Origin of the sequence: Parafrankia sp. FMc2 (assembly GCF_041008525.1) — a bacterium.
Taxonomy (GTDB): domain Bacteria; phylum Actinomycetota; class Actinomycetes; order Frankiales; family Frankiaceae; genus Parafrankia.
Genome location: NZ_JBFLUG010000065.1, coordinates 1 through 14,539, shown reverse-complemented (window position 1 = coordinate 14,539; position 14,539 = coordinate 1). Strand labels below are relative to the sequence as shown.

Here is a 14,539-nt window from a genome sequence, read left to right as displayed (position 1 = left end):
AGGAGATGCAATGCCCACGATGCTCGTGAACGGAATCGCCCTGCACTACGACGAGTATGGCGATGCCGTCGACCCGCTTGTCGTGCTGGTGATGGGAACGGGAGCGAAAGGGCAGGTGTGGATGCCGCACCAGGCGCCCGCCCTCGTCGAGGCGGGGTACCGGGTCGTCACCTACGACAACCGGGGCATCAGCCCGGTGCCTGGGCAGACCGCCACGTCGTGCCCCGACATCGCCGTCTCGGAGCTCGTTGACGATCTGGTCGCGCTCATCGAGCGCTTCGGTACCCCGGCGCACGTGATCGGAACCTCGCTCGGGGCGCGGGTCGTGCAGGAACTGCTCCTCGCGCGCCCCGACCTGGTGCGCTCTGCCGTCGCGATGGGTGGTCACACCCGCATCGACGACGTCGGCCAGCTGCTCACCCGGGGAGAACAGGAGCTGTTCGACCAGAAGATCGTGCTGCCGAAGGCGTACAAGGCAGCGGTCGAGGCTCTGCTGAACCTCTCGCCCGCGACACTGCTGGACGAGATGAAGACCAACGACTGGCTCGCGGTTCTGGAGTACTCCGCGGGTCCGGCGTCGTCGGGTGAGCGTGGCCAGCTCGGCGCCTCCGAACGGCTCGGAGATCGCGGTGCCGCGTACCGAGCCATCACCCGACCATTGCTGGTGATCGGCTTCGCCGACGACCTGATGATTCCGGCCTACCTCGGACGCGAGCTCGCCGACATCGTCCCGACTGCGCGGTACGTCGAGGTGCCCGACGCCGGGCACTACGGCTATCTCGAGCAGCCTGAAGCGGTGAACCGGCTCATCCTCGACTTTCTTGCCGAGCCGGCCGGGTCGGCTGCCGCGTGAGGTCGATGAGGAAAGTGAACATTCGGTCGGATGAGGTGGGCATGCCACCCGATGTGGTCGACATCGTAGGTATCGGTTTCGGGTCGGCCAATCTGAGCCTGGCCATCGCCATTGAGGAGCGCAACAGTGCCCGGCCGCCCGCCGACCGGGTGACCATCCGCTTCGTGGAGGTCCAGCCGAGGTTCGGATGGCACGACGGCATGCTGCTGTCGGGCGCGACCATGCAGATCAGCTTCCTCAAAGATCTCGCGACCATGCGCTCGCCGACCAGCTCGTACAGCTTTCTGAACTACCTGCACGAGCGCGGGCGGCTGAGCGACTTCATCAACCTGAAGAGCTTCTTCCCCACTCGGCTCGAGTTCCGCAACTACCTCGCATGGGCGGCCGCACGGGTGGACGTGCCCGTCTCCTACGGGGCAAGGGCGGCCCGCGTCGACCACGATGGTGCGGCCTTCACCGTCACGGTGTCGGGCGGGCGCGAGGAGGTCCGGGCGCGGGTGGTCGTGGTCGCGACCGGGCTGAGCCCCGTGCTCCCGGACGGGATCGAGGCCGGACCCCGGGTGTTCCACAACCACGGCTTGCTCGGCAGCCTCGACCGGTTGCCCTCCACGCCGCACGGGCGGTTCCTCGTCGTGGGCGCCGGGCAGAGCGCGGCAGAGGTTGCCGCCTACCTGCACGACACCTACCCGACGGCGGAGGTGCACGCCTCCATCCGCAGCTTCGGTTATGTCCGCCGACAACTCCCCGTATGCGAACCGCATCTTCGACCCCGGTTCCGTCGGGGAGTACTACACCGCCCCGCCCGACGTCAGACAGAACCTGCTGCGCCAGCACTGGTCGACGAACTATGCGGCCGTCGACGTCGAGCTCATCGACGATCTGTACCGACGGGAGTACGACGAGAGGCTACGCGGCTTGCGGCAGCTGTTCGTGCACCGCGTCACCGAGATCGAGAGCCTGTGCGAGGGCCCGGGGGGCGTCAGCGTCACGTTGCGCGACCTCGGGGACCGTGCGCGCACGCCGCTCGAGGTGGACGCGGTGGTCTTCGCCACCGGCTTCCGCCCGCCGCAGCTGCGCGGCCTGTTCGGCCATGGCATCGACCTCAAGGCCGCGCTCGACGGGGACGAGCCACTCGTGGCGCGTGACTACAGCCTGCGTGTGTCGGGGCTTGCGGGCCGCATCTTCCTCAGCGGAGGTGTCCAGCACAGCCACGGCCTCAGCTCGTCGCTGCTGTCGACCCTGGCCGTGCGCGTCGGCGAGATTCTCGAGGCCGCGGTCGGCACACACAGATCTCACCTGGCGACGGGCAGCTGACGGCCCGTTCCCACCGGCAGATGGAGAACACATGATGGCGAAGAACCCGTTCGACGACGAGGATGGCGCGTTCTACGCGCTCATCAACCATGAGGAGCAGTACTCGCTCTGGCCCACGTTCAAGCCGGTGCCCGGTGGCTGGACGATCGTCTACGGCGAGCCGGACGGCAGGCCCAGGCAGGAGGTGCTCGACTGGATCGACCAGACCTGGACCGACCTGCGGCCCAAGTCGCTGCGCGACTTCATCGCCAGTCAGGAGGTCGCGGGGGCTGCCGCCGGCGAGTGAGCGCACGGCGGTGTGCCCGGCTGGGAAGAAGGAGTCGAGGAGATGGTGGATGCGCTGACGGCAGACCCGAGCCGCGTTGCGTTCGAGGCTTGTGGGACCCGGGCGACGATCTGTGCTGATGCATGAGGACTTGTTGACTCAGTCGGCGCCCAGTGGGGCTGCCGGTGATGAAAACGTGTTAGTGTCGTAGCTTTTCAGTCGAGGCCATTGCGGGCGGCTGGCAGTCGCGGGATCTTATTGGCTGATCCTGCCGGCTGTCATCCCGTCGATGGCAATTCTGGCCTGCGCAAAAAGCGGACCGGAATCTCCCGCTCGAGCTGAACAGCCCCACCACTAGCGCAAACGCTGTCAATCGAACCGGCGGCGGAAGCGCCTCGACGACCGACCACGACTTCACTGGAGCCGCCATACACCAATTCAATCAAGGCTGACCACCCCTGCTTGGCGAGCGCTCTGCTTCCGCGCAGCTCGCAACAGACAGCCTTGCGTCGCTCGAATGACTTAAGTTAACCTTTCCTCATGAATCAAGTTGCTGTCCTGGGAGCACGCGGGCGCATGGGTGAGGCATCCGTTCGTGCAATCGCGGCCACTTCCGACCTGAGTGTGGCCGCCGAGATCGATATCGATGACGACCTGCAGGAGATCGTCGACAAGAAGGCCGATGTCGTGCTCGTGTTCTCCCCGCCGGGTCCGGCGCACGAGCAGGTCCAGTGGTGCATCGAGCAGGGGATTCACGTCGTCGTGGGATCGTCCGGCTTCGGTGATGAAGCTGTCCAGAAAATTCGCGCCGCACTCGTCGAACGCGATGAGGTCAACGTTTTCGTCGTCCCGAACTTCTCGGTGGGCGCGGTGCTCCTGACCCAGTTCGCAGCGAAGGCTGCCCCGCACTTCGAGTCCGTCGAGATCATCGAGATGCATCATCCCGACAAGGTGGACGCGCCATCCGGTACGGCCCAGCACACGGCCGAACTGATCTCCAGGTCCCGAGCGGAGGCAGGTTGCGCTCCCTCGCCCGATGCCACCTCTCGTGACCCGCATGGAACACGAGGTGGGCAGATCGAGGGAATCAAGGTCCACGCGGTGCGTGTACGCGGCTTCATGTCCTCACAGGAGGTGCTGTTCGGGTCCCAGGGAGAGATCCTGCGGCTGCGCTACGACTCCGTCACACGCGAGTCCCTCATGCCGGGAGTGCTCGCCGCGCTGCGTGCCGTCCCGGGTCTGCCCGGGATCACGATCGGCCTCGAAGCCGTGGTGAACCTGGGCTGAGCACGATTCGACGACGGACGACGGCCTGAACCTCCTGCGCTCAATCGCTCGTCGACGACCGGATCGGCATCGGCAGCTCCACGCGCCGCCGATGCCGCCAGGTCACGAGACGCCGACCCCAAGGAAGTCCGATGAGCATTCAACCGCTGACACTTGACGGCGTCGTACCCTATCCGCCGGAAACAGTGGACGAGTACCTTGCAGAGGGATACTGGCACGATCAGACCCTTTCCGAGATGCTCTTCGCCACGGCGGAACGCCACCCCGACAAGCTCGCAGTCATCGACCGCGAAACCCGGCTGAGCTACCGGCAGCTCACCGACGAAGTCCTCCGCCTGGCGGCTGGTCTGCAGGATCTGGGGCTGGGTCGTGGCGACCGAGTGGTCGTGCATCTGCCCAACACCTACGAGTACATCGTGTTCGTCTTCGCCCTGTGGGAACTCGGGGTGATTCCGGTGGTCGCGCCCATCGCGCACCGTCGCGCGGAGATCGAGCACTTCGTCGAGATCGCCGAGGCGCGGGCCTACATCACCGTCGCGTCGGACAGCGGTACTGATCTCGCCGCCCTGGCGGCCGACCTGAAGGGCCGTTGGACCAGCCTGAAGCACACAGTGATACTCGATCGTGGCGGCGGCGGCGCCGAGTACGACGCGCTGCTTTCGAAGGGGTCACTCGAGCACGTGCGGCGGTGTAGCCCGCAGGACGTCGCACTGCTGCAGATGTCGGGTGGCACGACTGGCGTTCCCAAGCTGATGCCGCACACCCATCACACGTACGGCTATGCGCTGCGCAGAAGCGTTGGGGAACGGGGCATCACCGAGCAGACCGTGCATCTGCTGGTGATGCCGATCTGCCACAGCATGTCAACGCGTTCGCCCGGCTTCCTCGGCGCGTTCAGTGTGGGCGCGACGATCGTCATCGCGCCGAACGGCAGCCCCGATGTGGTGTTCCCGTTGATCGAGAAGCACCGCGCGAACCGGGTGACGCTGGTGCCCCCGATCCTGCTGTTCTGGCTGAACACCTCGCTGCGCGACGCCTACGATCTGTCCAGCATGAAAGTGATCATGTGTGGAGGTGCGAAGCTCAGCGAGGAGGTGGCGCGGCGGGTCGAGCCGGTGCTCGGCATGGAGCTGTCCCAGAGCTTCGGGATGGGCGAAGGCCTGGTCGTCAGCAACCCTGCAGACGTCGACCTGGAGACCCGGGTGCGATACCAGGGCCGGCCGGCCTCGGCGGCCGACGAGATCCGGGTCATCGACGACGAGGGAAACGACGTGCCGCCCGCAGCACCCGGTCACCTGCTGACCCGGGGGCCGTCGGTGATCCGCGGGTATTACCGCAACCCCGAGCAGAACGCCCTGGCATTCACCGGCGATGGCTTCTACCGCACTGGTGACATCGTCGAGCGGGACGAGCGTGGGTTCATCAGGGTCGTGGGCCGGTCAAAGGACCAGATCAACCGTGGCGGCGAGAAGATTGCGCCCGAGGAGCTGGAGAACGCGTGCCTCGCGCACGGCGGCGTGCACAACGTCTCGGTGATCGGGGTCGACGACGAGGTGCTCGGTGAGCGCATCAAGGCGTACCTGATCCCCCGGTCGCCGGCGGACGCGGCCGACCTCACCCTGAGCAAGCTGCGTCGGTTCCTCCAGGAACGGGGCCTCGCGACGTTCAAGCTGCCCGATTTCGTGGAGGTGGTCGACGAGTTCCCGTACACCGCTGTCGGCAAGGTCAGCAAGCGGCTGCAGCGCGAGCAGAAGTAGGCACGCGTCGGGCGGAATCGCTCGACGCGAGGTGTTCTCGGGGGTCGGATACGACGACGAGGTGGTCATGCGCAGCGCGGATGTTGTTGTGGTCGGCGGGGGTAACGCCGGGTACTGTGCGGCTCACGCGGCAGCCGAACGCGGGCGCCGCGTGGTGCTGTTGGAGAAAGCGCCGCGGGCCCAGGCCGGGGGAAACAGCTACTACACGCTCGGCGCGACCCGGATGGTGCACGCCGGGTTCGACGATCTGCTCGGGATACTTGAGGCTGACGAGCGCCACGGGCGTACCGAGGTTCCGCCGTACCTGGCCGCGGAGTTCCTGGCCGACCTGGACCGGATCACGCAGGGCCGCGGCGACAGGGAACTTGCCGCGGCCGTCGTCGAAGGTTCGCGCGACGCGGTCCGCTGGCTGCACGAGCTGGGGGTGCGATACCGGCTGATGTACGAGCGGCAGGCTCACCAGAACGCCGATGGAACCTTCGTGTTCTGGGGCGGAACGCACGTGTGTAACGTCGATGCGGGCCCCGGGCTGATGTCCGACCACGAGCGCATCGCCTCAGGACTCGGGGTCGAGACGCGTTACGGTTGCCCGGTCACGGGGCTGCTGACCGACGGCGACTCGGTCGTCGGCGTTCGTGCGGGCGATCAGGAGATCACGGCGGAGTCGGTGGTGATCGCCAGCGGTGGTTTCGAGGCGAACGCGCAGTGGCGGCAGCGCTACCTGGGAGACGGCTGGCAGCACGCGAAGGTTCGGGGCACGCCGTACAACACCGGTGACCTGATCGGTGCGGCCCTGGAGATCGGTGCGGATCGTGGCGGCGACTGGTCCACATGTCACAGCGTGCCCTGGGACGCCTCATATCCCGAGAACGAGAGCAATCGTATGCTGACGAACCGACTCAGCCGGTACGGCTACCCATTCGGCATTATTGTCGACAGGCGGGGTCGACGATTCCTCGACGAGGGTGCGGACTTTCGCAACTACACCTACGCGAAGTACGGCAAGGTGATACTGGAGCAGCCCGGCTCGGTGGCGTTTCAGGTCTTCGATGCGAACTCGCGTTCGATGCTCGACGGGTACGAGTATGAAATGCCTGGGATCGACCCGGTCGTCTCCAACACCCTAAAAGATCTTGCCGTGGCCATGGACGTCGACGTCGAGGCGTTCGTGGAGACCGTTCGCGATTTCAATTCGTCGATCGACACCAGCCGCCCGCTCGATCCGACGATCAAGGACGGTCGCCGAGCGATGGTGGAGCCGATCAAGAGCAACTGGGCGTCAGCGATCGAGGCGCCGCCCTACTACGCGTATCAGGTGACGTGTGGGATCAGCTTCACTTTCGGCGGGCTCCGCGGCGACGTCGACGGCCGGGTTCTCGATCCGTCGGGTGCACCCATCCCCGGGCTCTTCGCCTGCGGTGAGGCGCTCGGCGGCCTCTTCAGCGGGAACTACCCGACGGGTGCCGGTCTGATCGCGGGCATGGTGGTCGGGCGACGCGCCGGATCGCTCGCCTGAGCCATGATCTCATCGCAGCGCAGGACCCGGGTCGTCATCGTCGGAGCTGGACCGGTCGGAATGGTGTGCGCACTGGCACTCAACCGGCAGGGCATTCCGGTCACCGTGCTTGAGTCGGAGCCGGTACCGGTGCAGGACCAGCGCGCCGCGACCATTCATCCGAGCACGCTGGAGATGCTCGACGAACTGGGCATCGTCGAGAAGATCACGCTGCACAGCCTGGTCTCGAGCACCTATCGCTTCCACGACCGGCCGACCGGTGAGCTGGTGGCGGAGTTCGATCTCGCCCGGCTGAGGGATGAGATCAGGTTTCCCTATGTACTGCAGTACGAGCAGTACAAGCTGACCGCCTCGATCGCTGCGGAGTACGCCGACGGAGCCGACTTCGACATGCGGTTCTCCCACGCCCTCACCGGTCTCACCGCGGTCGCGAACGGCATCGAGGTGGAGTACATCTCGCCCGCGGGCACGGAGCGCATGGCGGCGGCCTATGTCATCGGCTGTGACGGCGGCCGGTCAACGGTGCGCAAGCTCGCCGGCATCGAGTTCGAAGGGTTCACCTATCCGGAACGGTTCATCAAGATCGCGACCGAGTTCGATTTCAAGAGCGTGAAGTCGAATCTGTCGCTGCGGAACTACTTCTCCGACCCTGACGAGTGGGCCAACCTGTTCAAGGTGCGTGGAGAGACGCCCGACGGGCTCTGGCGGCTGATCCTGCCGATCGGCCAGGGCGAAGACGACACCACCGCGCTGTCGGCAGCTCGGGTCGAACAGCGGCTGCAGAAGTTCTTCCCCAAGACGGATCCCTACGACGTCGAGTACGCCCGGGTCTACCGGGTCAATCAACGCGTCGCCGCGACCTTGCATAAAGGCCGCGTACTGCTCGCCGGAGACAGTGCGCACGTCAACAACCCGATCGGCGGCATGGGCATGAACGGTGGTATCCATGATGCCATCAACCTCGCGGAGAAGCTTCCCCAGGTGATCCATGGTCAGGCCGGCGACGAGCTGCTCGATCTCTACAGCCGCCAGCGCCGGCACGCCGCGCTGAACTATGTACAGGCCCAGACGATCGCCAACAAGCGACTGCTGGAGGAACGCGACCCCGCCGTGCGCCGACAGAACCTCGACCAGCTGCGCGGCACGGCCGAGAACCTCGACAGCGCGCGCGCCTACATGCGCCGCGCGGCCCTGTTTGACAGCCTGCACGACGCCGCCTCCATTACCTGATACTCCAGTCGTAGCGGCGGACGGGCCGGGCTGCTCGACCTGTCCGACTGGCCGCTGGGTGTGGAGGTCGTCGTCCGCCGCGATCGCCCGCATCCCGGCGCCGGGCCACGTGTCACTGACGTCGACGGGCAAGGGATTGCTGCGTCCGCGGTGAGCCGCCGCCGAGACCAGCTTGCCGCCCTGCTGATCCGCCACTGCGGCGGCTGCGATGACCGGATCCGCCACGGCAGGAACACCGGCCTGGAGAACCTGCCCCTGCCGCGCTCACGCAGCGAAGCAGATCTGGTGCGCGGTCGGCGCGACGATCGAGGTGGACTGTGGGCGCCAGAATCACCGATCGGTGCTGTCGTCGACTTTGCTCAGCGCGTTCTCGAATGCCAGTGTCACGGCCTGGGTGAGCCCGATGACTGTCAGCACGGTGCTGTCGGCTTGCACCCGGTATCGGATCACCGCGCGGTACGCCGCCTCGGTCGGTTCGATTGCCAAGGATTCTGCATTGGCGGAATAGGATCGGCTGACAAGTATCGGCGCGATCGGTACGCCGGCCAGGCGACGCCTGCCCGAGCCGCTGCCGTAGCGTGCCAATGCGACCCCAGGACTTTGCTGCCAGTTTTTCTGCTCGATAGGCACGGGAACGGTTGCCGTCATCGGGCCAAGCGGCCGCAGGTCGGCAGCTGGCAGAAGCGGAGATTCGTGATCTACGGCACCGCCGAGTCTTGATCCGTACCCTGTCGCGTGCAGTGTTCGTCGGATGGTCTCACGGGCGGTGGCGTCGGTGCGAGTGCCGTACCAGTGTATTACCCGAGCTCGGCCAGCCGAGTACAGTGTCTCGTCGAGTGAACCCGTGCGCTCGATCACCGCGACCTGGTTCGCGATCTGATCCGTTTCGAGTGCCGCGGCGATATCGGCGACTTCACTCAAGGTCGCTGCGACGGATGGTGCTGATGGACTGCTCTTGCTGGCGTTTGCATCAATGAGCGGCCGGAGGGCCTTCAGCAGCTGGTGCACGGTGTATCGATCGGCCGCGGCAGCATGTACCGCAAGCGCAATGTAGGTCTGCGTCGAGGTGCTTGCGTAGGCGAGGCCCGACGGCCGTGCATCGGTGATATCGATCAGCTGGCTGGCCATCGCCCGAAGATCTGTCAGCTTCGTGGCGGGCGGGGCGTCTGCGAGATGCAGTCTGGAGACAGTCGGCGCGACAGTTGTCATAGGGTTTGCCCAGGTGAGCCACAGCCGACGGCTCACCGTCTGAACCGACAAGCGAAGCAGGTCATGAGCTTGAACGAGAGAAGTGTAGGCGGCCAGTATCGCGTCGTGCGATAGCCGGATGGGGAGAACGGCGGTTTCGGTCAGGACCCATGAGTTCGGATCGTCGCGCGACTCACGTAGTCTCTCGAGAGTAGGCGAGGCGGGCACGGCGACGTTGCTTGCTGGCATCGCCTTGGCCTCGACTTCTTGGGTGATCTTTTTGGACAGCTTGGCGACGGTTCGCTGCTCGAAGACGTCCCGCAGGGTGAAAGCGTGCTGCCGTTTTGACGCGCGCGCAACAAGGCGTATCGCGAGGATGCTGTCACCGCCGAGTCGGAAGAAGTCGTCGTCGGCTGACAGGGGTGTGCCGTCGGGGAGTGCGAGGACGTCGCGGAAAACAGCGGCGAGGGACAGCTCGGTGTTGGTCTCGGGTGCCCGGCCGCCACCGGATCCGGCGGTAAGGTCCGGGGTGGGTAGTGCTTTCCGGTCGAGTTTTCCGCTGGGGGCGGTGGGGAGTGCGTCGAGGTGGGTGAACGACGTGGGGACCATGTACTCCGGTAGGAGTGTGGTGGTGTGGTCCCGCAGCACCTCGGCCAGCGCCGCCTGGTCCACCGGCGCTGATGGGGCGGTCGGGCTGGTGGTGATGTAGGCGGCGAGGTACTTCCCGCCGGCGGGGTGATCGAGCGCGGTGACTGCGGCACCTGAGACGGTGGGATGGCGTTCGAGGGCGGTGCGGATCTCGTCGAGTTCGATCCGGAACCCGCGTACCTTGACCTGGTCGTCGGTCCGGCCGAGGTACTCCAGCTCGCCGTGGCCGTTCCACCGGGCCAGGTCCCCCGTCCGGTACAGCCGTGTGTCGGGGGCGCCGTGAGGGTCGGCGACGAACCTCTCGGCTGTGAGCCCCGCTCGGCCCGCATAGCCGTCCGCGAGCTGCACGCCACCCAGGTACAGCTCACCCGTCACCCCGGCTGGTACCGGGCGCAGCCATCCGTCCAGCACCCGCACGTAGGAGTTGAACACCGGCCGGCCGATCGGTGTCGAGCCCGCATCTGCATGCAGCTGGGTGATGCCGTAGCTGGCGATCTCGACCGCCGCTTCGGTCGGCCCGTACAGGTTGAACAGCTCCGCCCGGTCGAACACCTCTCGGGCCCCGAGGGCCGCCGCCACCGGTAGCGCCTCTCCGGTGAACGACACCAGCCGCACGTCCGGGAACGACCCGGTCTCTGCTCCCGAGTCGAGGAACGCCTGCAGCATCGACGGGACGAAATGCACGCTCGTGATCCGCTGTCTGCGCAGCACACCGGCGATATAATCCGGATCGCCGTGCGAGCCGTCACGGGCGACCACGATCACCCCACCGACGATCAGGGGGAGGAAGAACTCCGGTACCGATACGTCGAATGTGAACGGTGTTTTCAGCAGCACCCGATCGGCCGGCGAGAACCCGAGCGCTTCCCGCCCCCAGAGCAGCCGGTTCACCACGGCCGCATGAGACACCGCGACACCTTTAGGTCGACCGGTGGTACCAGACGTGAAAATCACATAGGCGGTGTCCTCGGGTGTGACAGGACGTGACAGCGCGGGCCCGTCGGAAGTGCCGTGTTCCAGCCGGCCACGAACAGCATCCTCGTCGAGGACGACAGTGGCCACGTTCACGGCCGTGAAAACACCAGCATGGGCCGCCGCCGTCGCAGCGTCAGTGACCACCACCCGGGCGGCGCTGTCCGCCAGGATCGCTGTCATGCGCTCAGCCGGATACCTCGGATCGAGGGGAACATACGCGGCGCCGGCACGGAGAACAGCGGCGAGAGCAACCACCAGATCCGCCGAACGCGGCAAAGCCACCGCTACCCGGCCACCTACCACCACACCCCCCTCGGCCAGCAGATGAGCCAAAGCGTTCACCCGCGCGTCAAAGCCCGCATACCCCCACTCCCCACCACCCGTGTCATCCACCACCGCAACCGCACCAGGAGAACGCACCACCTGATCCCGAACCAGCCCGTCCACCGTCAGCGCGGGAGCCGCCATCTCCACACCCACAGACACCGCCTCAGTCGACACCGCCTCAACCGACACGACATCAGTCGAGGAGGAAATGACTGAGGAGGGCGTGGTCGTGAGTTCGGCGAGGTCATGGAGTGTCCTGTCCGCAGGACCACTTAGGAGATGGCCGAGGAACAGCCCGAACGCGGCTGCGTGCCGGTCGGCCGCGTCTTCCGGCACCAGCGGCGAACGGCCGGAGACATTCATCCGCAAACCCCGCCCGGGGCTGCCGTAGACCGAAAGGTCCAACGCACCCGTCGGACCCGGATTGATCAGCTCCGTGACCCCCGGGACCGTCCCGAAGACCGGCGCCGACCTGAAAATCTTGATGTTCACCGACGGCAGCGCCAGATAGGAGCGCTCTCCCCCCGTCCACAGACGGGCAAGCTGGTGGTCCTCGATCGCGGAGTTGTCCTTCAGATCCCGGACCTGTGACCCCACCACCGACAGCACCTCGGCGAAGCTGGCACTCGGACGCAGAACGGTCACGACCGGCAACGCGCGGGCGACCGCACCCGGCACCCGCAACGACTCCGCCGCCCCCCGCATCATCGACGGCACCCGCACGGCCAGACAGTCCCGGCCCCCAGCCAGAGCCGTGTACAGTCCCCACGCGGTGATCACGGCATCCGTCCACGTGCTCCTCATCTGCCGCGCCAGCAGCCGCAGATGATCGTCAGCGTCGGGTGGAAGCACCACCGGAACAGGCCGGTACGAGAACGAGAACAGATCAGCAGGCATGCCACCTGCCGGCTCGGAGAACACGTCGACAGCAAGAACATCACGCCAGTGACCGACAACAGCGGACCCACCCGGTGTCGACGCCGAACCCGCGACGAGATCCTCCAGGCGACCGAACCACCTCGCCGGCGCGGGCGTTCCATCGACCGCAGCCGAGTAAATTTCCGCAACCCGGCGGATATACAACGACATGCTGTACCCGTCAAGCAGAAGATTGTTTGTCGTGAATGACCACACCCACCCCCCAGCAGCCCTCCTGAACAACGTCGACGACGTCACATCCGCACCCGCCGGGAACTCCCGTGCACCCACCCCGGCCCGCACCACAGACCGGACCTCCTCGTCGGTGAACAACTCCCCGGGGACCACCGTCCGCAGCGACAACGCCTCACCCACCACCTGCGAAGGAACCCCGTCATCATCAACGACGACGACCGCCCGCAACGCCTCCGTCTCCGCGAACGCCCCGCTCACCGCATCCGCGAATGCCTCCGCATCGATATCCCTGTCAAACCACACCAGATCACATACACAGAAACCGGCGGAACCAGGAAACAACCGCTGCGCCGCCCAGTTCCCCCGCTGAGCAAACGACAGCGGCAGCCGCTTCTCACCACCCACCCGCACATCGGACGGCACGCCACCTGCAGCCGACGCACGCCTCGCCTCACCGCGCTGACCATCCATACCGTCAGTGTAGGGTAACCTAACCTAAATTTCCTCGGATCGACAGAACTCGCACAGACAGCATTTGCCCACACTTCTGATCATGCCCTTGGCCAGGTCGAATGCGGTTCGCGATCGGTGGCGTGAGATTGAGTATCGGGGGAAGATCCTGATCGGGGCCTCGACAGCTGGTTCAAGCCCGGTTGGTCGTCCAAGCCATCCGCGCCGTCCGTCCGCCGCGGTCTTGAGCGGCGGTGACCGTGCGCGGCGACTGCTCGACGACATCCAGGGGATCGGGCGTGCTCGTGCGTCGGAATCGCGAGACCGCCACTGGCTCAGACGGCTCGACGGACTGGCGGCGTGCCTGCCCCCTTCACCCGCGACACGTGGCCCAGCTGTGCCCTCACACCGGCGCAACGACCCCTCCACCGGCACCGATCACCCGAAACGGACGGAACACCCATCCCCGCCAAACCGCGATCATGCAAGAGCCCTGGGGGATCATCACCTCGACCCTGCCACTGCTCAAGCGGATCGCGGGCCCGGAGGTCACGCGTAACAGCTGATGCTTCCCGCCGCGCCCCCACCGCGACGGCGCCCAACTGTGGCCCGCCCTATCTGTCGTCCGGATTCGATGGATGAGCGACTGTCGGCGACCGACCTTGCCTCATCCGTCCGGATCGCTGCGTTCGAGGCTGCCCCGCAACGCGCCGTCAGGCGAAGTCTCAGGCGCTCAGCCGCAAGACGGCCAGTATTGGAGCGACCCTGCTGTGCCTCGGATCGCCGGCCGGTTTCAAGGCCGGCGAACGCTCCAGGGCGGACAAGGAGAGGCGGTGGACCGGTCCTCCGGGTGATGCTCCTGCTCGGCGATCTTCCTGGCCTCCGAGTGGAACATTCGATCTTCGCGGGCTCGGCGTGCAGGTTGAGCTCGCCGGACCGGGCAAGCTTGGGACGACCGAGTCATCGTGGGTTGCGGCGGCTGTCTGGAGAGCAGTCATGGGGCAGGTAGACCAGGGCCGTAGAGATCTGACGGTGATCTGACAGAAGTTGCATACGCAACTTCTGTCAGATCACCGTCAGATCATCTTCTGGCTGATGTGGGATCCTCCGCTGAATAGCGAGACTTGCCTGCAGGTCTCCGCCGGGTGCGAGACAGCTTCACCTCCCGGCACAGTGGCGATGAGATTTCTCGTGGGCCAGTTCTGGCGAGCTCTGGGGGTCCAGAGCTGTCCACCACCGCACGCAGGCATTGGGGGCAGATGCTCGGCCCCAGCGCAGGCCCGGAACGCTGCCCAGCGGAGCTGTTCCCGAGCATGGCCGTTGCGCCGGGTCATGTCTGTCCTGGCCTCGTGACGGTGCCTTCTTGTAGGCGGGGTATGGCGCGGCGGAGAAGATGTGTGGCGCGGATGCGCAGCAGCCCCGCATGATCGATACCGGTGCCGGAGGGGACGGCGTCGAGTAGCTCGGCGATGACGGCCAGTTCGGCGTACTGGAGCGTTCCCGCTTTTGTAGACAAGCCTAACTATGCCGCACGGAGGTCTCGTCCGTCAAATTCTTCCTCGAACTCGATGGGGGTGAGGTAACCGATTGCGGAGTGTATCCGCTGCCGGTTGTAG

General features: G+C 66.0%; 7 protein-coding genes and 1 pseudogene. 7 read left to right on the top strand and 1 reads right to left on the bottom strand.

The features are described 5' to 3' along the window. Nucleotides 1-10 precede the first annotated feature (10 nt). The 7 genes and pseudogenes from AB1460_RS21450 (at nucleotide 11) to AB1460_RS21420 (ending at nucleotide 8,222) form a co-directional block, all read left to right on the top strand. Nucleotides 11-853: an alpha/beta fold hydrolase gene (locus tag AB1460_RS21450; protein ID WP_368963601.1), complete on the top strand. Its 843-nt coding sequence runs from the start codon at nucleotides 11-13 to the stop codon at nucleotides 851-853. 62 nt (nucleotides 854-915) lie between these two features. After that, nucleotides 916-2,167 (top strand): annotated as a pseudogene (locus AB1460_RS21445) (SidA/IucD/PvdA family monooxygenase). Between the two features lie 34 nt (nucleotides 2,168-2,201). After that, nucleotides 2,202-2,453, top strand: a complete 252-nt coding sequence (locus AB1460_RS21440; RefSeq protein WP_248831786.1) for an MbtH family protein — start codon at nucleotides 2,202-2,204, stop codon at nucleotides 2,451-2,453. A 519-nt stretch (nucleotides 2,454-2,972) separates the two neighbouring features. Then, a complete protein-coding gene (dapB, locus tag AB1460_RS21435) occupies nucleotides 2,973-3,719 on the top strand; it encodes a 4-hydroxy-tetrahydrodipicolinate reductase (protein ID WP_368963599.1) in 747 nt (248 codons plus the stop codon). 131 nt (nucleotides 3,720-3,850) lie between these two features. Continuing rightward, nucleotides 3,851-5,476: a (2,3-dihydroxybenzoyl)adenylate synthase gene (locus AB1460_RS21430; protein ID WP_368963598.1), complete on the top strand. Its 1,626-nt coding sequence runs from the start codon at nucleotides 3,851-3,853 to the stop codon at nucleotides 5,474-5,476. A 67-nt stretch (nucleotides 5,477-5,543) separates the two neighbouring features. Beyond that, nucleotides 5,544-6,992: an FAD-dependent tricarballylate dehydrogenase TcuA gene (gene tcuA, locus AB1460_RS21425; protein WP_368963596.1), complete on the top strand. Its 1,449-nt coding sequence runs from the start codon at nucleotides 5,544-5,546 to the stop codon at nucleotides 6,990-6,992. Between the two features lie 3 nt (nucleotides 6,993-6,995). Next, nucleotides 6,996-8,222, top strand: a complete 1,227-nt coding sequence (locus tag AB1460_RS21420) for an FAD-dependent oxidoreductase (RefSeq protein ID WP_368963594.1) — start codon at nucleotides 6,996-6,998, stop codon at nucleotides 8,220-8,222. A gap of 330 nt (nucleotides 8,223-8,552) precedes the next feature. On the opposite strand, the gene AB1460_RS21415 is transcribed toward AB1460_RS21420, so the two are convergent. Further along, on the bottom strand, nucleotides 8,553-12,878 hold the full coding sequence (locus AB1460_RS21415) for an amino acid adenylation domain-containing protein (RefSeq protein WP_368963592.1): 4,326 nt from the start codon (nucleotides 12,876-12,878) through the stop codon (nucleotides 8,553-8,555). Between the last annotated feature and the right edge of the window lie 1,661 nt (nucleotides 12,879-14,539).